This is a genomic window from Geobacter psychrophilus (assembly GCF_056821595.1).
Genome location: NZ_JBXDTU010000004.1, coordinates 2,678,185 through 2,702,562 on the forward strand (window position 1 = coordinate 2,678,185; position 24,378 = coordinate 2,702,562).

Below are 24,378 nucleotides of genomic sequence, written 5' to 3' on the forward strand. Positions count from 1 at the left end.
CGATGCAGTGGAGATGTGGCGTCTGTAATTCCCAGAACCCGGTCGGCAGCGGCGGCATCTGCGTGCGCTGCCGGAAGTTCGCCTGCAACCGGCATCTCAACACCGTGCTGGATGCAGACAAGAATATCCGGGTCTGCAGTACATGCCTGACGGCTGAGGACAAGGTGCAAAAAGGATTGAAAGGAATGTTGGGAAGAATGTTTGGAAGAACGGCATGAAATTCTACCTCGCCCTGATACTCCTGCTGCCGCTCTGCGGTGGCATCTTCAACGCCCTCTTTGGTCGCCACCTGCCGCGTCGAGTGAGCGAAACCGTTGCCTGCGGCGCTATCTGGAGTGCTTTTGCCTGCAGCGTATTAGCCTTCCTGCAGTTCAGCACTCCACTGAAGATCGAGTATGCTTCCTGGCTGTCGGATTTTGACTTCAAGGCACCCATCGCCCTGTACCTCGACCAGCTCTCCCTTGTACTGACACTGATGATCACCTTCGTCTGCGGCCTGATCCACCTCTACTCTGTCGGCTACATGAAGGATGACCCCTCCTGCGCCCGCTATTTCGCCCTGCTGAACATCTTCGTTTTCGCCATGCTGACCCTGATCCTGGCGGAGAACCTGCCGCTGCTGTACCTGGGGTGGGAGGGGGTCGGATTCTGCTCCTACGCCCTGATCGGCTTCTGGTACACCGAGGAAAAGAACGCCACCGCAGGGCGCAAGGCCTTCATCGTCACCCGTATCGGTGACACCGCCTTCGGTATCGCCCTGGTCTGGATGTTCCAGCTGTTCGGTACCGTCTCCATCACAGAGCTGAACGGCATGGGCTTCCTGATGCCGGGAGGGGTGATTACCGCCATTGGGATTTTGCTGCTGATCGGTGCGGCCGGCAAGTCGGCCCAGCTGCCGCTGTCGGTCTGGCTGCCGGACGCCATGGCCGGACCTACACCGGTCTCGGCCCAGATCCATGCCGCTACCATGGTCACTGCCGGGGTTTACCTGCTGGCGCGCATGTTCCCGCTGATCGGGGCTTCGACGGTTACGCTGGCCGCCATTGCGGTCACCGGCGGTGTGACCGCCTTCTACGCCGCCACCTGTGCCTGTGTTCAGCGCGACCTGAAACGCATCCTGGCCTATTCCACGGTCAGCCAGATCGGCTACATGGTGCTGGGGGTCGGGGCCGGGGCGCTGACCGCCAGCACCTTCCACCTGCTGACCCACGCCTTCTTCAAGGCACTGCTGTTCCTGGGGGCCGGCTGCGTAATCACCGCCCTGCACCACCAGCAGGACATCTTCCGCATGGGAGGGCTGAAACAGCGCCTACCGGCGGTCTATTGGCCCTTCTTGGCCGGGGTGCTCTGTCTGGCCGGATTTCCGGGGAGTGGCGGCTTCTTCAGCAAGGACGCCATTCTGGCGGGGGTCTTTGAAAAAGACGGCCTGCTCTACGGCGGGTTGTTTTGCCTTGGCCTAGTTACGGCCCTGCTGACCTCGTTCTATACCTTTCGCATGTTGTTTGTGGTGTTTCATGGTGAAAGACAGGAAACCCATCCCCACCCTGACCCTCTCCTTGAAAGGGAGGGGGCTCCTGTCCACTTGCCAGCCGTCATGACCCTGACCCTGATCCCCCTGGCCCTGTTCGGTCTGCTGGGCGGACTGGTGAACCTGCCGGAGTACCTGTCGGGACATGTGCTGCTGTCCGGTTTTCTTGGAGCAATTTCCGGATTCGCCCCGCTAGGACATGCCTCGCACGTCACGGAAATCTCCCTGCAGATCATGGCCGCCACCGCCTGTTTCATAGGCCTGGGGCTGGCCTGGTCACGTTATACCGGTGATCGTCGGGCTGCTTCGCTGGCGACGGAAAGCGGTCAGCCACCACTCCATATCCGCTTCCTGCAATCGGGTTGGATGCTGGATGACATCTACCGACTGCTTTTCATTCGCCCGTTTGTCTGGTTGGCGAGATTCCTCTGGAAAACAGTCGATGAGGCCGGAATTGACGGAATGCTGGATGGTCTGGCCCGGTTGACGTTCAGGGCGGGTGGTCTGCCGGCAGGATGGAGCACGGGGAGGGTGGCGACGGCGTTGTTCGGGATTGCGGGCGGGGTGGCTGTGGTGCTGGTGTATCTGGTGTGGGGTATGGCATCATGACAGGAGTCCCGATCCTCAGCATCCTAATCTTTCTCCCCCTGGCAGGCTGCCTGCTGCTCCTGCCGGTCTGGAACAGCCGCTTCGCTGCTCGGCCGGTGGCCCTGGGCGTGGCGCTGGTCGAGCTGGGGCTGGCGGTCTGGCTGTATGTCTCCTGGCAGAGGTTGGCGGCTGTCCCGACACAACTGCCCGGCTACCTGCTGCTGGAGGATGCATCCTGGATTCCGTCCTTCGGTATCCGCTACACTCTGGGGCTGGACGGCATATCGCAGCTGATGGTCATGCTGACCGCCTTTACCTTCTGCGTGGCCCTGCTGGTTTCGTGGAAGTCTGTCACTGAAAAAACGGGCCTGTTTCTGACCCTGATGCTGGCCATGGAGACCGGCATTATGGGGGTCTTCCTGGCGCTGGATCTGGCCCTGTTCTACCTGTTCTGGGAGGTCATGCTGATCCCGATGTTCTTCCTGATAGGCATCTGGGGACACGGCCGCAAGCTCTACTCGACGATCAAGTTCTTCCTGTTCACCATGTTCGGCTCGCTGCTGATGCTGCTGGCCATGGTTGCCCTGCACCTGCTGCACGCCCGCCAGAGCGGCGTATCCACCTTCAATCTGCACCAGCTGATGGTCACCCAGCTCCAGCCGGATACGCAACTCTGGCTGTTTGCGGCCTTCTTCCTGGCCTTTGCCATCAAGTTTCCGCTCTTTCCGCTGCATACCTGGCTGCCGGACGCCCACACCGATGCACCTACCGCCGGCAGCGTGGTTCTGGCCGGGCTGCTGCTCAAGACCGGCAGCTACGGCCTGATCCGCTTCGGTTACCCGCTCTTCCCCCAGGCGGCCCAGATCCTGACGCCGCTGCTTTATACCCTAGCGATCTGCGGCATCATCTACGCCTCGCTGGTGGCTTTTGCCCAGCAGGATATGAAGCGTCTGATCGCCTATTCCAGCATCGGGCATATGGGCTTTGTGGCGATCGGCATTGCCGCCTGGCAACCGGTGGCGCTCTCCGGCTCGATCATCCAGATGGCCAACCACGGTGTCACTACCGGGGCACTCTTCTGCCTGGCAGGCATGCTGGACGAACGGGCCCATACCCGCGAGATCGCCGCCTTTGGCGGCCTGTGGGGCAAGATCCCGCGCTGGTCCTTTTTCTTTCTTTTTTTCTCCCTGGCTTCCCTGGGGCTTCCGGGCTTGAACAATTTCGTGGGTGAGTTCCTGGTGCTGGCCGGCACGATGCGAACAGCGCCGCTGGTGGCGTCGCTGGCCTTTGTCGGCATCGTACTGACCCTGATCTATACCGTGCGCCTGGTGCAGGAGCTGTTGTTTCAGGAGGAGCGCCAGCCACTGCCGCTGGCCGATCTGGATCTGCGCGAGATGGCGCTGCTGTCCGTACTGGCGCTGCTGGATCTCTGGATGGGTGTGCATCCCGCGCCGCTACTGGACATGATCCATCTGCCGGTGCAATTGCTGACGGGCGGTGGCCTGTGACCGCCGTCGATCTGATGGCGATCATGCCGCTGATCATCCTGACGGCCGGGTGTGTACTCTGCCTGCTGACCGGGGCGATCAGGCCGGGTGGATACCTGTACTGGGTGGCGATTGCCGTCGTCAGCGTGGCCCTGCTGTGGAGCGTGATTGTCCCGGCTGAAGCCGTCATGCCTGGCCTGGCGGTCACCCGTTTTTCGCGGTCCTGCTCGGCTTTCCTGTATGGTACCGGGCTGGTGGCCCTGCTGCTGGCTGCCGGCTACAACCGTTGCCGCGGGATAGTAGGCGAAGAGTATCCGGCCACACTGCTGTTTGCCATGGTGGGCATGGGGGCAACCTGTGCAGCGGGTGATCTGCTGATGCTGTTCCTGGGATTGGAGGCCTTCACCTTTGCCTTCTACATACTGGTTGCAATTGAGCCGGATTCAGAGCGGGGTGGCGAGGCGGGATTGAAGTACCTGCTGAACGGGACTCTCTCGGCAGCAATCATGGGGATGGGCATCGCGTTGGTGTACGCCGGTTGCGGGACGCTCAAACTGACAGAGCTGGCATCCGTCGCCGGTACGCCCGATCTGCTGTTTTCCGTCGGTCTTGGCCTGATCCTGCTGGGCCTGGCCTTCAAGCTGTCGCTCGTCCCGGCCCACCTCTGGACCCCGGATGTCTACCAGGGGGCGCCGGCTCCGGTCACGGCCCTGCTTTCCACTGCTTCCAAGGGGGCGGCGATCGTGGCCCTGCTGCTACTGTTCCCGTTCCTGCTCCGGTGGCGGGGGTGGCATGACCTGCTTTGGATCCTGGCACTGCTCTCCATGCTGTCCGGGAACCTGGCTGCGCTGCAGCAGACCAGTATCAAGCGCATGCTGGCCTGGTCATCAATCGCCCAGATGGGCTATGTAGCTTTGGCGTTTGTGGCGTATCCCGCCGGCGGCGATCGAGCGGCACTCTTTTATGCCGTGTCTTATGCGGCTGCAGGGCTGGCTTCGTTCGGGGCAGTAGCGGTATTGTCTGATGGTGCTGAACGGGATGGGCTTGACGGGTATTGCGGCCTCGGCTATCGCGATCCGTTGGCCGGAGGGGTGCTGGCAACAGCCATGTTCTCCCTGGCCGGGATACCGCCGACGGCAGGATTCATGGCCAAATTTGCCGTTTTTTCTGCTGCACTGCGGGGGGGAGAGGTCGCGCTGGCCCTGGTTGGCATGATGTCGGCTCTGGTGGCGGTTTTTTTCTACCTGCGGGTGGTTGTCACGCTGTATATGAAACCTGTTCAGGGGACCGCGAGCGGTGGCCGCCCGCTCCAGCTGCCGGAAATGCTGGCGCTCTCCATTGTGTTGGCAGTGATGATTGTCCTGGGTGTGGTCCCTGCACCGCTGCTGGATCTGCTCGCCACTATCCTGTCATAATGCCAGGCCGGTCTGGTGGCGGTTTCGGCCTCAGGAACCTTGTGATGTCCCTTCCGTTTCCGGATCAGCGTTTGCTTCGGTCCCGGTTTTTATCATTTCAATTTCGTGGTGCAGGGATTTTACATCATCGCTGATGCTGCCGATCCGGGATGCTACGTCCGTTACCCCCTTGACCGTTTCCGAGCTGATCCTGCTAACCTTCTCCATGGCCGTTATCATCTCTTCGCTCACTTCACGCTGCTTCTTTGTGGCAGTGGCGATCTCGTATGTTTTGTCGTTTGCCATGATAAAGTTTTCGGAAATGAGCTGGATCGACCTGACCTGGCTTTCGGACGCGGATCGGGAGATTGTCGTCGCCTCCCGGATCGTATCAAAATCCTGCTGCAGTCCCATGATTCCGTCATTCTCGACGGTGGTTGCACGGTTAACCTCTTTGATCAAGGTCTTGATTTCGTCAAAGACCTTGATGATTCCCTGCAGGTCGTGATCCTGATTATCTGCCACCACCTGAATGGTGCCAACCATCTGGGTTGACTGCTGGGAAGCCTCCGAAATTCGCTGCAGCGCCTGACTTACTTTCCCGGCAACGGTCTTTCCCTCTGAAACCATCTTGGATGTGGCAATGGCCGCACTCACGGCGGAGCTCATCTCCCCCTGGATGGCGGTAACTATGGATTCTATTTCCTTGGTCGAAAGGGCGGTCTTGTTGGAAAGGGCCTTCATTTCGGCTGCCACGACAGCAAACGGGCGACCATAGACCCCCGCCTGGCCGGAGAGGATCTGTGCATTGAGTGAAAGCAGTTTGGTCTGCTCGGTCACCTCTTTGATAACTTCAAGGATCTTGGCGATATCATTCGACCGGCCACCCAGGCTGGAGATGGTCTTGGAAAGGGAAACGACCAGCTGGTCAATGTTCTGCATGCTGTCGATGGCATCGTTTACCGATGTCATGCCCCGTTCGGCAATGATGCGGTTCATCTCGGCAGAAACCAGGGTCGTATCCTTGACGATGGCGCCAATTTTGGAAACCGAGCTGCTGATACTGGATATGGCCAGGTCGGCGTCTTCAACCGATCCGTTGGCGCGTGTCGCCATTGCGGCAACCTCGCTGGAAGTCCGGGAGAGCTCGTTGATGGTGCTGTAGGATGAGTCGACATTGATGCCCAGCCGATCCATCTTGTCCACCACCCCCCGGGAGGCAACCAGAATCTCCTCCAGGGCAGCGGAGCTTTCTTCGGAAAGGCCGAGCAGGTCTTCAGTTGCCGTTATGATCTGCTGCTGGGTGGCCAGGGTGTTCTGCACCGAGATCAAGGCCTGTTCAGTGGAGACCTGCTGCTGCGTGACGCCGTCGATCAGGGTCTTGAATGTCCGGGAGAGGTGATTGGTCGCTGCTGCAACGCTGGTGGAGATGCCCTTGATCCTGGTAACGGTCGTGGAGAGCCAGTCGACAACGAAATCGAGACCCGAGGAGATGGATCCGAGTTCATCATTCGTCACCAGTCTGGTCCGGGTGGTCAGGTCCCCGCTGCTGACCTGGTTCAGGTTGGCGTTGATTAATGCAATTTTGGAGCCGATGTCGCGATTGAAGAAAAAGCGGGTGAACAGTACCAGAAACAGAAAGAGGGCCGCGGTCAGAGCGACCGAGGTTGTGGCCTGGGAAACGATATTTCCGTTGACTCTGGACAGGGAGTAATAAATTACAATCGCACCGACCTTCTCGTTCCCGGCAAGGACCGGCAGCTCCATCTTCAGTGGATCGGATTTGGAGCCGAAGGGGCTCGATACGTCAATAATGGGGACGCCATTGTCGATGTAGTTGATCCTGACAATATCCGGGTCTTTGATCAGCTCGTCGGCCAGTTGTCCAAGGTAGGTGAAATCAAACGAGGCCCGCGAGACTACGGCAACGGCGGCCAGCTGTTTGCCGCAGAGTGTGAGCTTTTCCTTGATATCAGTTTCCTGAATGTCATGGTTCAAATACAGTGACCAGCCAAGTGTCAGGCATTGTCCCAGGAACAGGATAGAGAGCAGCCGGAGCAGAAACCGGCGGGAAAGGCTCATGCGGAACCGTGCTGCAGAATCACTCTGTTTGTTCAGATCATGCATTGTAATCCTGTCTCATTATTCCGGATAATCCCTGCAAGGGCGCAGCTACTCAGCCCCTATGTTTTTGAAGCGCTGAATTAGAACTTGAATGCAGTTGGAACGGCTTTTTCGCTCTTGATGATTGCCTGTCCTTCCGGGGATTTGACGAACATCATGAAGCGCTTGACCGCCTCGCCACGGTTTTTCCCCAGCACGAGGTTGTTGTGGAGGATGAACGGCCACTTGTCCGAAACTTCAGGAGATTTTCCGTCAATCTTGATCGCCTTGAATTTCCCGGCCGCATCTGCCAGGGCGATGGTGTCAACCGGACCGATGCTGTTCCTGGTAGTGCTCAGGGCGTTATGCATATCCGCCGACTTGGGCAGGTTCAGGATTTCCGGTGCTTCTTTGGCGTTGGCCAGGCAGGCAAAGCCTTTGCGGAACATCACTTTGGTGGAGTCGCTCTCCGGCCTGGTGAGCGCTGCGATCGGTGCGTCGGCTCCTCCGACAAGTTTCCAGTTCTTGATCTTGCCGGCGTAGATGTCGCACAGCTGCTGGCTGGTCAGGTTCGTGGCGGTGACAGAGCTGTTTACCGCCACAACGCCGGCGACCCTGGCGATCTCGAACTGTTCGACCTGCAGCTTTGCCTGGGCCGGGGTAATAGGCATGGCGGACATGGCGATATCGATGGCACCGGCGTTGAGGGCGGCAATGCCACCCGGTTGCCCCATGGATTTCTGGTTAACCTCGACGGCATCTTTCGGATTCTTCTTGACGTAGGCCTTGCCAAGAACCGTCAGCAGCGGGATCATGCTCCCTGACCCCCCGATCTTGATGGTTTCGGCCTGGGCCGTTGTGGCCGCAAATATGGTCAGCGCCAGCAGCAGAATAAACTTTTTCATTGCTGTTTTCCTCCGTTATTTTATTGTTTGATAAACAGGCGCGGTTTAGAGTGTAATGGTCATGCGGGCCGGCGAAGTCGACATATGTCCTGATGCGAGTCTGTAGATGTCAGCTGGATAATTGGTCTTCACAGGTAATGCTGGTAAAATTTAATGCAACATACACCATGCTATTTCAGCGGTCAATTGAATAGATTTCAGCCTGGTTGGGGCGGACGTAATCCCTTCGTTCAGCGTGTATGCCGGTCATCCGGGACACTCGAATATTCCGTTTCCATGAAACAGGTTCCCCAATCAAAAAGGCCCCATTCCGGGGCCTTTTTCGTCAAACACGTCGCCAGAATCACCAACTAATCCAGCACCGTAAAAGGCTCTTCCTCCAACTCGGGCATTTCAACGGCCAATTCCGATTCGTTATCAAGCACCCTCTGCAGTTTCCCCAAATCCAGTTCGTTTTCCCAACGGGAGACAACCACGGTAGCGACGCCATTGCCGATCAGGTTGGTAAGGGCGCGGGCCTCCGACATGAAACGATCAATGCCCAGAATCAGGGCCAGTCCGGCCAGCGGGATGGTGGGAACGGCCGCGAAGGTGGCCGCCAGGGTGATGAAACCGCCCCCGGTAACGGCTGCCGCACCCTTGGAGGTCAGCATGAGGATCGCCAGGATGGTTATGGTCTGGGTCATGGTCAGGGGGGTATTGGTTGCCTGGGCGACAAACATGGCGGCCATGGTCAGGTAGATGGAGGTGCCATCCAGGTTGAAGGAGTAGCCGGTGGGGATGACCAGGCCGACCACCGACTTGGTGCAGCCGAGTTTCTCCATCTTGATCATCATCCGCGGCAGTACGGACTCGGAGGATGAGGTCCCCAGTACGATCAGGAGTTCTTCCTTGATGTACAGGATGAACTTGAAGATGTTGAAACCGCACAGCTTGCTGATGCTGCCGAGTACGACAATGATGAAGATCAGGCAGGTCAGATAAAAACTACCCATCAGCAGGCCGAGTTTGGCCAGGGATCCGATGCCGAACTTGCCGATGGTGAAGGCCATGGCACCGAATGCGCCGATTGGCGCCGCCTTCATGATGACGCCTACGATCCCGAACATGACCTGGGACACTTCATCGATAAAGGTGGCGATCGGTTTGCCCTTTTCACCGATGGCTGCCAGGGCAAAGCCGAAGAGCAGCGAGAAGAAGAGCACCTGGAGGATGTCGCCCTTGGCAAAGGCATCGATTACGCTGGTGGGGATGATATTCATGAAGAAATCGGTGGTGCTGAGCGACTTGGCGCCGCTGGTATACGAGGCCAGGGCTTTTGTGTCCAGCGTGGATACGTCGGCATTGAAGCCGGCTCCCGGCTGGATCAGGGTGACAACCGCCAGGCCGATCACCAGTGCGATGGAGCTGACAACCTCAAAATAGAGCAGGGATTTGGCCCCGACCCTCCCGACCTTTTTCATGTCATCCATGCCGGCGATGCCGGTCACGACCGTGCAGAAAATAATCGGGGCGATGATCATCTTGATCAGTTTGATAAAACCGTCACCCAGGGGTTTCATGGAGGTGCCCATATCCGGATAGAAATACCCCAGCAGCACGCCGACCACAATCGCAGCCAATACCTGAAAATACAGAACCTGATAGAATTTCTTTCCTTTCATGCGTTGCTCCATTGAAATCTGAAATTGCTAAATTTCCCAGTCAGCGATTTTCATGGTGCCGTTCTTTGCCAGATTGACCTGCATCTTGAAGACCCGGTCCAGCAGCTGCGGTTCATGCCCCGCCTTCCTGGCCAGGCACTCCTTTGTTGCGATGTCCAGGTATTCCTGGAGGATCGGCCGGTAATCGGGATGGGCGCACTTGTCGATAATCAGCTGGGCGCGGCTCTTGGGATCCAGTCCGCGCAGGTCGGCCAGCCCCTGTTCGGTGACCAGCACATCCAGGTCGTGTTCCGTATGGTCGACATGCGGCACATGGGGAACCACGCAGGTGATCCCGGTTGGATCGATCTTGGACGGCCGCGCCGAGGGGGTATGCATGATGGACAGGTAGGCGTTGCGCAGGAAGTCGCCGGAGCCGCCGATGCCGTTGATCATGCGGGTGCCCCCCACCAGGGTGGAATTGGCGTGGGCATAGATATCGAACTCGACCGGGGTGTTCATGGCGATGCAGCCCAGCCGGCGGATCGGTTCGGGGTGATTGGCGATCGAAAGCTGCCGCATGATCACCTTGCTGCTGTACTTGTCCCAGTTGCTGTAGAAACGCTTGAAGCCTTCCACCGAGAATGAGAGCGACACCGTGGAAGCAAAGTCCAGTTTGCCCGAATCCAGAAAGTCGAGCATCGTGTCCTGCAGTACCTCGGTCCAGACATTCAGGCCGCTGAAGGGGCCGTTGGCCAGACCGCCGATCACCGCATTGGCGATCGAGCCGACGCCCGACTGGAGCGGCAACAGGTTTTTGGGCAAGCGCCCCTGTTTGACCTCGAACTGGAAAAAGTCGATGATGTTGGCGGCGATTGCGTCGGAGTTTGCGTCCTGGTCGCTGAATGACCTGCCGTTGTCCGGCATGGTCGATTCCACGATGGCAACGATCTTGTCCGTATCGACCCTGATGTAGGGCGATCCGGCACGGTCATCAACGCGGCAGATCAGGTAGGGGAGGCGATGGGGCGGGTTGATCGGCTCGATGATGTCGTGCAGCCCTTCGAAGTTGGGGAGCGAGGTGTTCAGCTCGATGATGATTTTGTCGGCAATCTGTACTATTTCCGGGACCGCACCGCAGGAGGCTGTCAGGACCAGTCCGCCGTCCTCGGTGATGGCGGAGCATTCGATGATGGCGATATCGAGACGGCCGCCGTTGTCTTTGGTGTAAAAGCCGTAGCCCAGATCCTGGGCGAACATGGAAAGGTGGCGGTCACCCATGCGGATGCGCCCTTCGTTGATGCCGGCCTGGATGTTCTTACCAGTCTGGTATGGCCAGCGGCGGTCGATCATATCGAGCGATGCCCAGCGGTCTTCCGTTTCGACACCGACGGAGGCCCCGATGAAGAGGTTGAATCGCAATTTACCCTGCAGGTTGTTTTTCTCCACATGGTCGGCTAGTGCGGTAGGGACAAGCTTGGGATAGCCGGCCGGGGTGAAGCCTGACCAGCCCAGATTCATTCCGTTTTTGAACAGTGGGATGACATCTGCAACCTTCCTGATTTTTTCGTGAAGGCTGGTTCTTCTGATTCTTTCATGTAGTTTCGACATGCAATGATCCTTTCTTTGTTGTATTTAAATGTTGTGTCGTTGTTGGCGACGAGAGGCAGTTGCGCATTCAAAATCTGTTATTAATCAAACGTTCGTTTAAATTATGTATAGCATTACGTGGAGTTTGATGCAAATGTATTGTATACGAATTTTGATTGAACGGGGTTTGGACAGAGGGGGAAACAGTAGGTATTTCAAGGCTGCGGGCGCACGTACACCCGGGATTTGAGCTAATCGAGCCGTTTATGTGGCAGGTTTCAGGAATTGCAGGTTAAATGCTTTATTCTATGACATTTTGATGCCGGCTGGTTCTGTGCGGTTACACATTGAAAACGACCTCCGGGGTTTCCGCTGTGGGTCAAACCTCGGAGGTCTCGTATGGTTCAGTAAAACAGTAGCCAGGCATCCAGAAAAAAGAACAGCCAGCCGAAATTACATATCAGCGCGATGTACCAGAGATATTTTCTCTTGGTCAGGCTGGAAATAGATGCCAGCATGAGTGCAATCTGCAAAAATATCAGGGCATAGGCGAAGTTGCCTCCCATCTCCTGTGCCTTGAGTTTACTTTTTGCGATACCTTCGGCCTTGTTCTTGATCTCCTTTTTTTCCGCATCGTAGCGCTTGATTTCATCGCTGTATTTTGCAAGTGTTTTTTCGTAATCAGCGGTTACTTCCGCAGGCAGCCCTTTCTGGGAGCGGAGTTGCAGACCCAGGGCATGATTGCTCATTTCAAAAGAATGCTGCTTGATGCTTTTGGCCTGGTAATAGGCCCATTCGTTGCTTTCCTGTCCCTGTGCCATAATCGCGCGAGACGAAAATTTCCCCATGTAGAGGGTCGTCAGGGCCGCCAGAACCGCCATGATGGCTGTCGATAGCGCCAGCCAACTCGTCCATTTTTCTTTCTGTTCCGACATACAGTTGAGCCTCCTTCTGCTGAGTAATTAAATGAATAGTGATGTATCGGAAGCCGGAATAATACCCGAATTCGCGGCACGTCGCAACAGTTCGGCAATGGCATGTTCACCCTCTTCACCCAGGTCGGCGGAGAAGTCGTTAACGTACAGGCCGATATGGGCTGCGCAGACCTCCGCGCTCATCTCCTGGGAGTGCTCACGGATGTACCCTGCCGCCGCCGTCGGGTTGCTGCGGGCATATTCCACGCCGGACCGCAAGGCCCGCTCGATGACGGCGATGGTCCTGGCTCCCAGCGAGCGCCGGGCAACGATGCCCCCCAGCGGGATCGGCAGACCGCTTTCCCTTTCCCACCATTCCCCCAGATCAAGCAGCTTGTGCAGGCCGAAGCCCTGGTAGGTGAAGCGCGATTCGTGGATGATCAGGCCGGCATCGGCGATGCCGCTGGTGACGGCATCCATAACCTCGTTGAAGGGCATGATCAGGAAATTCTCCAGCCCGGGATCGAACAGCCGCAGCAGCAACAGGGCGGTGGTGTAGCGCCCCGGTACGGCAATCACCCTGTTGCGCAGCTCGGACGGGTCAAGATTGTCACGGGCCACCAGCAGTGGCCCGCAACCGCGGCCCAGGGCGCTGCCGGAGCGGAGCAGGGCATAGTCATTGCGGATATGCCCCAGGGCGTGGTAGGAAACCTTGCTGACATCCAGTTCACCCTTCAAGGCCAGCCCGTTGAGGGTCTCCACATCCTCCAGCCGCTCGTGGAAGGAGAGGCCGGCCGTATCCACCAGGCCATGCACCAGCGGGTAGAACATGAAGGTGTCGTTGGGGCAGGGCGAGAAGCCGAGAGTCAAGGCGGGAGACGTCATAGCGTCAGTTTCCCGTTATCAAGGATGACCTCTTCGCTGTTGTCCTCCATGATCAGGGTTACCGTCGGCTGATAGAAGACGTAATCCTCATGAAAGGGTGCAGCGACAACCCCGCCGAAACCGGTATTGTCGCCCAGGGCCAGGTGAATCGTGCCCAGGATCTTTTCCGCTTCCAGCACGTTGTCCGGGCGGCTGGCCTTGTCATTGGTGCCGATGCCCAGTTCGGCCAGATTACGGCAGTCCTCATGCTCTTTGAACTGGGCTTCAAGACGGGTCCGCAGCGGGTCGTCGCCTTCGATGCGCTGCACCCGTCCATCGGCAATTATAAACGTCAGCGGGCTGTCCAGTTTGCTGGTCGGCCCCCATTCGACCACCATCTTCCCGTGACTTTCCCCTTCCAGCGGCGCCAGATAGGCCTCGCCGGCCGGCAGGTTGCCGAAGCAGCCGGGTGCGGTCAGCAGTCCGTCGTCTCCGCCGGCGTCCCGTCCCCGTTTGCAGATGTGCATGGCCGTGCCGTTGGGAGTCTCAATGCGGACCCACTCCGCCCGGTTGACCGCCGCTACCAGACGGGCGGTGCGGTCGGCCAGGGCGGGCCAGTCCACATCCATGGATGTGGCGAACATGTCGGGATCGAAATGGGGCAGGGAGGCAAAGCGCGCCCCGGCGTGGCAGGCCAGTTTGCGGTAGTTGGTGTGGCTGGTGGAGTTGTTGCTCATGGCGATGATGATACGTGGTACATCGGAGGCGTTAGCGGCAACAATCTCCCGGGCGCGGATCAGTTGTTCCGGGGTGATGCATTTGTCCAGCAGGTCGTCCAGGATGCCGCCCTTCTGCAGTCCGGACATGATCGTACGCCCGAAGGTGGCTTCCCAGAGCATCTGGGGCGGCTCAACACCCGAGGCGAACGTTGCCGGAAAATCGACAAACTGTCCGCTGCCGTAGCTGCTGCTGGCAAATCCTGCGGCCTGGCGGGCAGTCAGGTTCAAGCGCTGGCGGCGGTCGCGGTCTGCTTCAGAGGCGTTTTCATCAGGGCGGATGCGGTCGCTGAAGACCAGTACGGTATCGCCTGCTGCAATACCCATATTGATTTCAAAAAGTGAGCGGAATGAGTGGTCAAGATTGTCCATGATGGTTACTCCGAACGTTGTTTGGGATGTATTGTCTGTCGTTATGTACGTGATAGTGGAATGTACATAGCACAGAATTGAAAAAGATGAAATCGGTTCGCACCAATAGCAGATGCCCAACTATTTTTTCCCTTGATTTCTGGAGTGTTATTGTGATAATCATGCATACTGTATACAATTTCCGCAGACATGTTTTCATAATAATTGCAGATACTTAACCCCGTAAATCAGGGGTGCCGGTTTTTGGAGGTTCGAGTGGCTCAGGTAGTCTTTTCCACGTGGGGTAGAAGTGTTGTCGACAACAGAAATATATCCGGAGAAGCACAGCAGGTAACATACAAACTGCCGGTGGCTTTTGACGGTGAGCGTCCCCTGCGTGCATTCATGGGGTGGGATGGTGTGATTCTTTTCGACAAGGATGTCGATGTCCCGGCCATGACCGCCGAATATATGAAGCGGGTCCAGACCCTGTACTGCTGCGGCAGGTGTACCCCGGGTAAAAAGGGGACCAAGGTGCTGATGGACCTGTTCCAGAATGTGCTGAAAGGTACGGCCAGCGAAGCTGACCTGGACACAGTCGGAGATCTGGCCGAGCTGCTGAAAAACTGCAAGTGCACTCTCTGTCAGAGTGCCACGGTGCCGGTGTTTGACGCTGTAACGCATTACCGGGATCAGTTTGTCGCCTATCTGAAGGGGAACTTTTCGCAGAAACCGGCCAATTACATCCACAAGATCACCGCACCCTGCATGGACAAGTGTCCCGCCCATATCGATATCCCCAAATATATCGAGGAGATCAAGAATTACCAGTACGGTGAGGCCCTGGCCACCATCCGCCAGAATATGCCCATGCCGGCTGTCTGCGGCCGGGTCTGCCCGCATCCCTGCGAGACCGCCTGTCGTCGCAAGAATGTGGACGATTCCATCAATATCATGGTGCTGAAGCGTACCGCCTCGGATTACGAGTGGATGCACAATGTCACTCCCCCCAATCAGACCAAGCCGAAGCGGAACAAAACCGTGGCGATTGTCGGCGCCGGCCCTGCCGGTGTGGCCTGTGCCTATTATCTGGCCCTGGAAGGGTACCAGTGCACGATCTATGAAGCGTTGCCCGAAGGTTTCGGCGGCGGCATGATCGCGGTCGGCATCCCGGCATATCGTATGCCGCGCCATATCCTGCAGCGCGATATCGATATTGTTCAGGCGCTGGGTGTCGAGATCATCTACAATTGCCGCGTCGGCAAGGATATCTCCCTGCCGGAACTGAAGCAGAAGTACAATGCCGTGTTCCTGGCTCCGGGTGCGCACCGCTCCAAGCCGATGGGTGTCGAGGGCGAGGATAAGGGTTATAAGGGTTTCCTCTCCGGTGGTATCGACTTCCTGCGCGAGGCCTACATGAGCCGTCCTACCGGCATGGGCAAGAAGGTCTGTGTAGTCGGAGGCGGCAACACCGCTATCGACTGTGTCCGGGTGGCCCTGCGTGAGGGCGCCGAAGAGTCCATCCTGCTGTATCGCCGCTCCCGCAAGGAGATGCCGGCCGATGTGTGGGAGGTTGACGGCGCTGACGAAGAAGGTGTCAGGTTCGAGTTCCAGGTGCTTCCGACCAGGATCGTGGTGGATGCCGGTGAGCAGGTGATCGGCGTGGAATGCGTCCGCATGGCCATGGGTGAGCCGGATGCCTCCGGTCGCCGTCGTCCCGAACCGGTGCCGGGCAGTGAATTCATTGTCGAGTGCGATACGGTCATCCCGGCCATCGGCCAGGATCCTGACCTGAGCTTTATCCCGCCCGACATGGGTATCGATATTACGAAGTGGAACACGGTCGTCACCAAGTACCTGCCGTTGAAGGATGCTGCCGGCAAGGACCTGAAAGACGGCATGGGCAACATGCTCTCCCGTTCCCTGATCACCGACTGCGACGGCGTGTTCGCCGGAGGCGATGCCGAGATCGGCCCGCTGACTGTGGTGGCCTGCATCGGCAACGCCCATCGTGCTGCCCTGGTCATCCAGCGCTGGCTGGAAGAAGGCAAGGCCTATCTTTCGGAACAGGATATTTTTGACGATCTGCTGACCTATCTGGGGGTCTACGACAAGGGTGAGAATGTTCCCTGGCTGGATTCCTGTGACCGCGCCAACCAGAAAGAGGTGCATGGCAAGGAGCGCGCTGCCAAGGGCAACTACCGCGAGGTTGAACTGGGTTTCAGTGACAGCACTGCCCAGATCGAGGCGGACAGGTGTCTGCGGTGCTACAGGATGGCAATGGTGGCTCTGTAATTTTATTACTTATTTAGAACGTACTGGAGATATACGGCATGGCACATTCAGAGCCCAGCGACAAAAAGACGACGGCAACACTGACCATTGACGGAAAACAGGTAACGGTGCCTGTTGGAACCACCATCCTGGAGGCCGCTGCGGAGTTGGGGATCAAGATTCCGACCCTCTGCTGGCTGAAGAAGGTCTCCACAACCGGCGCCTGCCGGGTATGCGTGGTCAAGGTCGAGGGTGTCGAGCGCTTCATGACCGCCTGCAACACCCCGGTCAAGGACGGAATTACTGTTACAACGACGTCTCCTGAGCTTGAGTCGGCACGGAAAAAGACACTGGAGTTGATGCTGGTCAATCACCCGCTGGACTGCCCGATCTGCGATGCCGCCGGTGAGTGCGATCTGCAGGATACCTGTTACGGATTGCAGGTGGACAAGAACAAGTACGGCGCCGAACTGGAGCGCCTGCCGATCCGTTATGACTGGAAACTGCTGGAAAGCGACCCCAACCGCTGCATCCTGTGTGAAAAATGCGTCAAGGTCTGTCGCGAGGTTGTCGGGCGCGAGGCGATCGAGATCGTTGATCGCGGTGACCGTACCATTATCGACACCCTGACCCGCGAACCGCTGGACTGTGATTTTTGCGGCAACTGCATCAATGCCTGCCCGACCGGTACCCTGATCAGCAAGCCGTTCAAGTTCCGTGGTCGTCCCTGGACCTTTGAGGTCAGCAACAGCGTCTGTGGCTTCTGCTCTTCTGGCTGCGAGATCGAGTACCACGCCAAGGATGGCCGGGTCGAGCGGGTCACCAGCTCCGATGACGGCTTTAACAAGGGCAACCTCTGCATTAACGGCCGTTTCGGCTATGCCGCATTCAACTCTTCGGGTCGCCTGACAACGCCGCTGATCAAGGATGCTTCCGGCAATCAGCAGAAAGCTACCTGGGAGCAGGCGCTGGGTGTGGTTGCAGGAAAGCTGAAACAGATCATCTCAACCGATGGCCCGGCCGCCGTGGCCGGCATCGGTTCCCCGCGTGTGACCAATGAAGAAAGCTATCTGTTCCAGAAATTCCTGCGCGGTGCGGTCGGCACTAATAATATCGACTCCGAGGCCCGTCTTGGTTTCCTCCCGGCACAGATCATCCAGTACGAGATGCTCGGCTACAGCGGCGGCACCTTTCCGATGGATGCAATCGAGCAGGCTGAAACTGTCATCGTGATCGGCAGCGACCTGAAGGGCGAGTCGGCCGGTTTCGCCTACCGCGTTATCCAGGCCGCCACCAAGAATGATGCCAAACTGGTTTTGGTCAACAGCCGCACAACCTCCATGAACAAATTTGCCAATTCTTTCCTGCAGTGCCGTCCCGGCAGCGAGGCCTTTCTCGTGGCCGGCCTGATCAAAGCTGTCATCGAAGAAGGTGTGGCGAATCTGGATTTCATAGAAAAGTGCACCCGCGGTCTGGGTACCTTCAAGGCTTCGATTGACACACTTGCCTTCGGGACGATTGTCGAGGTCACGGGCGTCAGCGAGGTTGCACTGCGCGAGGCGGCCCGGCTGATCAACCGCGGCGGGCGTACCGCCGTCATCTACGGTGCAGATGTCATTAGATCTGCAGATATGAAAAATGCCGTTTCAAAGGTGGTGAATCTGGCGATACTGATCGGCGCTGTAGGATATCGCGGGGCCGGCATCTATCCGCTGGACGAGAAGAACAATACCCAGGGCATGCTGGATATGGGGGTTTGCCCCGAATACCTGCCGGGCTTCCACACCTACGAGCATATGGCCGCCCAGTTCGGCAAGGCCTGGAATTGTACGGTTCCTGCCACCGCCGGCAAGGACCTGTTCCAGATCATCGAAGGGATCGAAAAAGGCGAGATCAAGGCCCTGTATGTTATGGGCAATGATCCGCTGCATTTCATGCCCGATCGCAACCGTGTGCTTAAGGCTCTGCAAAAGCTTGAACTGCTGATAGTACAGGATCTGTTCCTGACCGAAACGGCCCGTCTGGCTACTGCTGTGCTGCCTGCCGCAACCGCCGCCGAAAAAGCCGGTACGTTTACAGCCGTCGACAATCGGGTGCAATGTTTCAGCGCTGCCGTCGCTCCGGCCGGTCAGGCCCGCACCGATGCCGATATCCTGACGAGACTGTACAGTCTCGTTGCACCGGTCACCACCATCCCTGTCCAGAGTACTGAAGAGCTGCACCATGAAATCACCGCCTTGACCGGGTTGTACACTGAAACCTGCGATCACGACGGTTGCCGCATGGGCAGGATCAAGAACCGCCTTCCTTTCAGCGACAAGCCGTCCAATTTTGCAACCGTTGTTCCGGAAGCGCTGCCGGCGACTGATCCGTCCTATCCCTTCAGCCTGACCATTGCGCCGATCCTGCATCACAACGGCAGCATTACTCTCTGGTCGGACAACAACATGGCTGTGGCAGGTCAGGGGTATGTTGCCATCAACCCTGCAGATGCCGCCAAAGCCGGCATTGCTGCCGGCACTGTTGTCAAGATTTCCTCCGCATTCGGCGCTGCATCTCTTCCGGTTCAGTTGTCCGGAAACATCCAGAACGGCGCCCTGTTTGTACCCGCACACTTCCGCGAGTCACAGGCCGGTCTGCTGTTGAAGGGGACAGCCAACACCGTTGCCGTCAAGCTCGAAAAGGCCTGATGCTTCTGACTGGTGACGATCTCAAGGCGCTGCCCCCTGGACAGCGCCTTTTCTTTTGTGCAAATCCGCAGCACCCTGTTATACTCCCGCCATGAGCTGGAAAATCAAACAAAAACTGCGCGCCCTGCTGGCTGCCGAAACCAGCCTGACCAGTGCCGGATCTGGTCATGGCGGTGGCCTCTCAATCTGCCTGGTGTATCCCAACCGTTACGGCACCGGCATGGGTAACCTGGGATTTCAGACGGTGTACCGGCTGCTGGCGGATTGTGCGGATATGCAGTGTGAACGCGCCTTTCTGCCGGATCGTGATGATCTGGAAGAATACCGCCGCAGTGAATCTCCGCTGCTTTCGCTGGAGTCTCAGCGCCCGCTGGCGGATTTCGACATCATCGCCTTCTCCACCTCCTTTGAGCCGGACTATCTGAATATTCCGGTCATCCTGACGTTGGCCAGAATCCCGCATTATTCTGCTGAGCGCACCCAATCCAATCCGCTGATCATTGCCGGCGGAGCGGCCTTCTTTATCAACCCCGAGCCGGTGGCCGATTTCATGGATGCGATCTGCATCGGGGAAGGGGAGGTTATCATCCCCGGACTCATGGCGGCCCTGCTTTCCCCCCGCCAAGGTGAGACCCGCCATGCCCTGCTGCTGGCCCTGGCAAACGTTCCCGGTATCTATGTGCCCTCCCTGTATCATCCCGTCTACAGTCAGGGACGGGTTGACGGCTATCGGGTGGAAGACGGAGCACCCTATCCGGTGGCCCGGGGCACGGCCTGTCTTAAACAGCACCCGCCCTCTGCGTCGCAGATCCTGTCCGAACAAACCGAGTTCGGCGACATGTTCCTGATCGAGGTCAGCCGCGGCTGTCCACGGGGTTGTCGCTTCTGCAGCTCGGGATTCATCTATGGGGCCTTCCGTCAGCAGCCCTATGAACATCTTACGGCGCTGGTTGATGAGGGGCTTGCCCATCGCAGCAAGATTGGCCTGGTGGGGGCGGCGGTTTCAGACTATGCTGATATCGGCCGGCTCTGCCGCTATATTGTCGACCAGGGGGCCAAGGTCTCGGTTTCATCCCTGCGTATTGACCGGATCGATCCGGAGATGCTGGATGCGCTGCTGGCCAGCGGCCACAGAACGATCTCCCTGGCTCCGGAGGGGGGCTCGCAGCGTCTGCGCGACGTGATCCGCAAAAACCTGACTGAGGACCAGATTCTGGATGCCTGCGAGATGCTGGTTTCCCGCGATATTCTTAACCTGAAGCTGTATGTCATCATCGGGCTGCCAACCGAGACGGATGCTGACCTGCACGAGCTGGTCCGGCTGGTGTTAGCGATCCGCGAACGGGTCATACAGCGGGCGCGGGCCAACAATCGGCTGGGAGAGATCACCCTGTCGGTCAATCCCTTTATCCCCAAACCGTTTACCCCCTTCCAGTGGTGTGGCATGGAGCCACTCCCTTCGCTGGAGCGCAAGGTGAAGTTCCTTGAAACCAGCCTGCGCCCCCTGTCAAATGTGCGGCTCAAGGTGGAGAGTCTGCGCGAGTCCTATCTGCAAGCGCTGCTGTCGCGGGGTGATCGGCGGCTGGCGCCGCTGATTGTCAGTATGTCTGAAGGCTTCAATCTCAAGAAGGCGGCCAAGGCCTGCGCTATCGACACGGACTGGTATGTACAGCGTACTATCAGCGAGGATGAATTTATGCCATGGTATGTTATCGGTACGGCCGAGACCGCCATGCTTCGGCGGGAGTATGAACGAGCATTGGTGGAAGAGGGCAAAACAGCTTGAAGATCTGTACGATGTGCCGTAAGGAGTACGATGAACATGCCGACCGGTCAGAGTATGCCCAGGCGGGCGAATGGCTAGCGGGCGAGGTCTGGCAGGATGCCGGGGAGCTGTGTCCGCTCTGTCTGGAAAACCGTGCCCGGCTGGTGATGATGTACTGCCACGAATACAATACCTGACAGGTGGCAGATGTTATGTGAATCGCGTATCCTGCGGTACTTGCTGAATCAGCAACTAACTACCCGCTGCATGAAACGGAGAGGGATGAACCGTGCATATTGAGGATTATTTCAAAAGGTTCTTCATCTACCTGGAGTCAAAAAGCAGGCTTGTGAACTTTTGTATCGGCCTGATGTGCGCTCTGGTGGTCGTCTTTTTGGATTGTATTGACAGACAGGAGTATCAGTTTGCGTTCTTATACCTGTTTCCGGTCGGCTTAACCACATGGTTCGCCGGTCGTCGCTCCGGAATTATTATTGCCCTGTTCTGTTCGTTTGCCTGGGTAATTGACAACCATGCTCAATATGCAGTTTCGCTTGTCTGGAACACCGTATCCACGATCGGTATATTTCTGGTCATCAGCATGCTGGTGCACAAGGTTCGCATTATGTGGGAGAACGAGCGTCAGCATTCTCGGCATGATTTCCTGACCGGTTTTCTGAACACCCGCGCGTTCCAGGAGATAATGGAATACGAAATCAACCGGCTGGCCCGGTTGGGAAAGCCGCTGACCATTGCTTACATTGATCTGGATAATTTCAAGGAGATCAACGATAAATTTGGACACATTCGGGGGGACGAACTGCTGAAATGTTTTGCCGCGAGCCTTGCCGGCCGGCTTCGAAAAACAGATCTGGTAGCCCGCATCGGAGGCGATGAGTTCGTGATCCTGCTGCCGGAAACCGATCAGGAATCGGCACAGGTTGCACTGCACAAAATTAAGGACAATCTCCTGCACGACATGAAGAAAGAACACTGGTCGACAACTTTCAGCATGGGTGTTGTCACCTGCATGGAACCGCCTCTCGACAGCGAAGAGCTTATCGTCATGGCGGACGAACTGATGTACAAGGTAAAAGAGGACGGTAAAAACAGTATCAGGTTTACTGTCTATCCGCCGGTCGGCGGGGTGTAGAACACACAATTATCCAAAAACTCCTAGAGCGCCCCTGTTGCGTCGTTGTTAATCATTATGTCAGTTAAATCACCCGAGCTGAAGACCTTGTCTATATCCAGGATCATCACGAAATGACTATCCTGTTTGCCCATCCCCTTGATGAAGTCGGTATTGAGTCTCGTGCCGATATGGGGAGCGGCCTCGATCTGACCCGGTTCCATCTCGTTCACCTCTTGAACCGAGTCGGCCAGCGCCCCGAGCAGGATGGTTTCATCATCCATTTCGACCTCCGCCACGATGATGCAAGTGTTGATGCTCTGTTCGGTTGCTGTCATGCCGAATTTCAGGCGCAGGTCGATCACAGGCACCACACTCCCCCGCAGGTTGATGACTCCCCGCATGTAATCAGGAGTCTGGGGCATCTTGGTGACGGTGCTGAACTCCAGAATCTCCCTGACTTTGGCCACATCCAGGGCGAAAATCTCCTCGGCCAGTTTGAAGGTCAGGTACTGGGTTGTTTCGGTAATTGTTGAGACACTCATGTAGTTTCCTCCGTGTATCGAATATCAGAATCAGCTCCCCCTTTACGAAAGGGGGAGTTGCCGTTGGTTTTTCAGAATCGTTCAAATTCATCATCCATATGATCGGCGCCGCTTTTTTCTCCCAGTTGGAGGTGAACACCTTTGCCGTCCTTCGCTGGGGCGGCAAAGGCCTTGCGACTGATGTGGCCCACCTGCGCTTTGTGCTGCGGGACACGCACGACACGAGCCGTCTGGCGGGAGCCGCTGCTGTCGATGCGGAAGAAAGAGATGGTGTCTTTCAACATATCAGCCTGGCTGGCCAGTTCCTCCGAGGTGGAGGCCATCTCTTCGGAAGCGGAGGCGTTCTGCTGGATAACCTGGTCCAGTTGCTGGATGGCCTTGCTGATCTGCTCGGCGCCACTGTCCTGCTCTTTGCTGGAAGCGGAAATTTCTTGAACAAGTTCGGAGGTCCGCTGGATATCCGGCACCATCTTGTTCAGCATCTCTCCGGCGGTCTCGGCCACCTGCACGGAGCGCGACGACAGGGTGCTGATCTCACCGGCCGCGGCCTGACTCCGTTCCGCCAGCTTCCTGACCTCGCTGGCGACAACGGCAAAACCTTTACCGTGCTCTCCGGCCCGGGCGGCCTCAATGGCGGCATTCAGGGCCAGCAGGTTGGTCTGGCGGGCAATCTCCTCGATGATGGAGATCTTGGTGGCGATCTCCTTCATGGCGGCTACTGTTTCGGTGACGGACCTGCCACCTTCTTTGGCATCAACAGCGCTCTTGACGGCAATTTTCTCGGTCTGGCCCGAGTTGTCCGAGTTCTGCTTGATGCTGGAGGACATCTCTTCCATGGAAGAGGAAATCTCCTCGGCGCTGGCGGCCTGCTCGGTGGCCCCCTGGGACATCTGCTGGGCCGTGGCCGAAAGCTGCTGGCTGCCTGAAGCCACGTTGTCGGTGGCGCCCATGACATCCCCCACCACTTGTTTGAGTTTTTTCACCATATTGCTGAGGGCGGCCATCATCAGGCCGGTCTCGTCCTTGGAGTTTGATACGACCGAGATGGTCAGATCGCCGGCGGCCAGGGCGTTGGCAGCAGCCAAGGCCTCGTTGATCGGGCGGGTGATTCCGCGGGTCAGGAAAATCGCTGTAAAAACGGATGCCAGAATGGCTATCACACCGAGGCTGATCATCGTATTCCGAGATGATTCAAATTTTTTAATTGATTCTTCATAGCGCATCATGCTTCGTTCCGTATTGTGGTTGATTAATGCTTCAAGTTCCTCAGAAATTTTCCGTCCGGCTGGTGCCGCCTCCTTGCTAAGCAGCATGGCCGCATCGGCTTCTTTGCCGGTCGTGGCCAATTCAATAACGTGATTGTTGAGCGGGGCGGCTGTTGCAATTGCCTGCTTAATTTTGGCAATAATCTCATGCGCCTTCTTGTCTTCCTTTGAAGTTAATCCCTCCATTTTTTTTGAATTTGGTGTCATATCCTTCACGAGCCTTTATAATCCGTTGCTGATACTCCTTCTGCTTCTCTGGTATGTTGGTGACAATGATATTCCTGAGATTGATAAAGATCTGACTCATGTCGTTATTTACATCACCCAGTAGATCAGTGCGGACATTATTGACCGTGACAATCCGCGTCAGGTTTTTCTGGACATCTGACATCCCGATGACTCCTACCACTATTAACGTCACCATAATCACCAACACCAAGCCAAAGCCCAGTGTCATCCTCTTTCCGATTTTCATGTTATTAAACCACTGCATGGCAGATTCTCCTTTTTCTCTTATTCGTACGCATTTTTTTCAAAGACAGTAAACCGCATAAATCCGTGTTT

Annotated in this window: 19 protein-coding genes; 9 read left to right on the forward strand and 10 right to left on the reverse strand. The window is 57.1% G+C overall.

The window, feature by feature from the left end:
• Positions 1 to 2 precede the first annotated feature (2 nt).
• Genes ACOCF6_RS14925 through ACOCF6_RS14940 form a run of 4 tightly spaced genes read left to right on the forward strand, consistent with a single transcriptional unit; the run spans position 3 to position 5,018 of the window.
• Positions 3 to 218 (forward strand): hypothetical protein, encoded by a 216-nt coding sequence (locus ACOCF6_RS14925; RefSeq protein ID WP_482461128.1) that lies wholly within the window; start codon positions 3 to 5, stop codon positions 216 to 218.
• Positions 215 to 2,137, forward strand: coding sequence for an NADH-quinone oxidoreductase subunit L (gene nuoL, locus ACOCF6_RS14930; RefSeq protein WP_482461129.1), 1,923 nt, complete (start codon positions 215 to 217; stop codon positions 2,135 to 2,137). Before ACOCF6_RS14925 ends, nuoL begins: the two co-directional genes overlap by 4 nt.
• Positions 2,134 to 3,624, forward strand: a complete 1,491-nt coding sequence (locus ACOCF6_RS14935) for a complex I subunit 4 family protein (RefSeq protein WP_482461130.1) — start codon at positions 2,134 to 2,136, stop codon at positions 3,622 to 3,624. Before nuoL ends, ACOCF6_RS14935 begins: the two co-directional genes overlap by 4 nt.
• Positions 3,621 to 5,018: an NADH-quinone oxidoreductase subunit N gene (locus ACOCF6_RS14940; RefSeq protein ID WP_482461131.1), complete on the forward strand. Its 1,398-nt coding sequence runs from the start codon at positions 3,621 to 3,623 to the stop codon at positions 5,016 to 5,018. The genes ACOCF6_RS14935 and ACOCF6_RS14940 overlap by 4 nt, the downstream gene beginning before the upstream one ends.
• 30 nt (positions 5,019 to 5,048) lie before the next feature.
• Here the strand turns inward: ACOCF6_RS14940 and ACOCF6_RS14945 are convergent, their stop codons facing one another.
• From ACOCF6_RS14945 to ACOCF6_RS14975, 7 genes are all read right to left on the reverse strand, one after another.
• On the reverse strand, positions 5,049 to 7,124 hold the full coding sequence (locus ACOCF6_RS14945) for a methyl-accepting chemotaxis protein (protein WP_482461132.1): 2,076 nt from the start codon (positions 7,122 to 7,124) through the stop codon (positions 5,049 to 5,051).
• Positions 7,125 to 7,201: 77 nt separating this feature from the next.
• Complete coding sequence (locus tag ACOCF6_RS14950; RefSeq protein ID WP_482461133.1) at positions 7,202 to 8,005, reverse strand: substrate-binding domain-containing protein; 804 nt, start codon at positions 8,003 to 8,005, stop codon at positions 7,202 to 7,204.
• A 350-nt stretch (positions 8,006 to 8,355) separates the two neighbouring features.
• A complete protein-coding gene (locus ACOCF6_RS14955; RefSeq protein ID WP_482461134.1) occupies positions 8,356 to 9,669 on the reverse strand; it encodes a dicarboxylate/amino acid:cation symporter in 1,314 nt (437 codons plus the stop codon).
• A 27-nt stretch (positions 9,670 to 9,696) separates the two neighbouring features.
• Entirely contained in the window at positions 9,697 to 11,259 is a 1,563-nt protein-coding gene (locus ACOCF6_RS14960; protein WP_482461135.1) for an acetyl-CoA hydrolase/transferase C-terminal domain-containing protein, read from the reverse strand.
• A gap of 383 nt (positions 11,260 to 11,642) precedes the next feature.
• Entirely contained in the window at positions 11,643 to 12,173 is a 531-nt protein-coding gene (locus tag ACOCF6_RS14965) for a DUF4337 domain-containing protein (RefSeq protein WP_482461136.1), read from the reverse strand.
• Positions 12,174 to 12,200: 27 nt separating this feature from the next.
• Positions 12,201 to 13,037, reverse strand: a complete 837-nt coding sequence (locus ACOCF6_RS14970) for a 1,4-dihydroxy-6-naphtoate synthase (protein ID WP_482461137.1) — start codon at positions 13,035 to 13,037, stop codon at positions 12,201 to 12,203.
• Positions 13,034 to 14,164: an aminopeptidase gene (locus ACOCF6_RS14975; RefSeq protein ID WP_482461138.1), complete on the reverse strand. Its 1,131-nt coding sequence runs from the start codon at positions 14,162 to 14,164 to the stop codon at positions 13,034 to 13,036. Before ACOCF6_RS14975 ends, ACOCF6_RS14970 begins: the two co-directional genes overlap by 4 nt.
• Positions 14,165 to 14,419: 255 nt before the next feature.
• Here ACOCF6_RS14975 and ACOCF6_RS14980 point away from each other — a divergent pair, with 255 nt between their 5' ends.
• The 5 genes from ACOCF6_RS14980 (at position 14,420) to ACOCF6_RS15000 (ending at position 22,025) form a co-directional block, all read left to right on the forward strand.
• Positions 14,420 to 16,438, forward strand: coding sequence for an FAD-dependent oxidoreductase (locus ACOCF6_RS14980; protein WP_482461139.1), 2,019 nt, complete (start codon positions 14,420 to 14,422; stop codon positions 16,436 to 16,438).
• 38 nt (positions 16,439 to 16,476) lie between these two features.
• Positions 16,477 to 19,107 (forward strand): molybdopterin-dependent oxidoreductase, encoded by a 2,631-nt coding sequence (locus ACOCF6_RS14985; protein ID WP_482461140.1) that lies wholly within the window; start codon positions 16,477 to 16,479, stop codon positions 19,105 to 19,107.
• A gap of 91 nt (positions 19,108 to 19,198) precedes the next feature.
• Positions 19,199 to 20,893 (forward strand): radical SAM protein, encoded by a 1,695-nt coding sequence (locus ACOCF6_RS14990; RefSeq protein WP_482461141.1) that lies wholly within the window; start codon positions 19,199 to 19,201, stop codon positions 20,891 to 20,893.
• A complete protein-coding gene (locus ACOCF6_RS14995; protein ID WP_482461142.1) occupies positions 20,890 to 21,069 on the forward strand; it encodes a hypothetical protein in 180 nt (59 codons plus the stop codon). Before ACOCF6_RS14990 ends, ACOCF6_RS14995 begins: the two co-directional genes overlap by 4 nt.
• 92 nt (positions 21,070 to 21,161) lie before the next feature.
• A complete protein-coding gene (locus ACOCF6_RS15000) occupies positions 21,162 to 22,025 on the forward strand; it encodes a GGDEF domain-containing protein (RefSeq protein ID WP_482461143.1) in 864 nt (287 codons plus the stop codon).
• Positions 22,026 to 22,048: 23 nt separating this feature from the next.
• Here ACOCF6_RS15000 and ACOCF6_RS15005 read toward each other — a convergent pair whose 3' ends face one another.
• The 3 genes from ACOCF6_RS15005 to ACOCF6_RS15015 all read right to left on the reverse strand — a co-directional run bounded on the left by ACOCF6_RS15005 (position 22,049) and on the right by ACOCF6_RS15015 (position 24,307).
• Positions 22,049 to 22,549 (reverse strand): chemotaxis protein CheW, encoded by a 501-nt coding sequence (locus tag ACOCF6_RS15005; protein ID WP_482461144.1) that lies wholly within the window; start codon positions 22,547 to 22,549, stop codon positions 22,049 to 22,051.
• Between the two features lie 71 nt (positions 22,550 to 22,620).
• The gene (locus ACOCF6_RS15010; protein WP_482461145.1) at positions 22,621 to 24,021 is read right to left on the reverse strand and encodes a methyl-accepting chemotaxis protein; all 1,401 of its coding nucleotides are present in this window, start codon (positions 24,019 to 24,021) and stop codon (positions 22,621 to 22,623) included.
• Positions 23,960 to 24,307 carry an MCP four helix bundle domain-containing protein gene (locus tag ACOCF6_RS15015; RefSeq protein WP_482461146.1) on the reverse strand — a complete coding sequence of 116 codons (348 nt, stop codon included), beginning with the start codon at positions 24,305 to 24,307 and terminating at the stop codon, positions 23,960 to 23,962. The genes ACOCF6_RS15010 and ACOCF6_RS15015 overlap by 62 nt, the downstream gene beginning before the upstream one ends.
• Between the last annotated feature and the right edge of the window lie 71 nt (positions 24,308 to 24,378).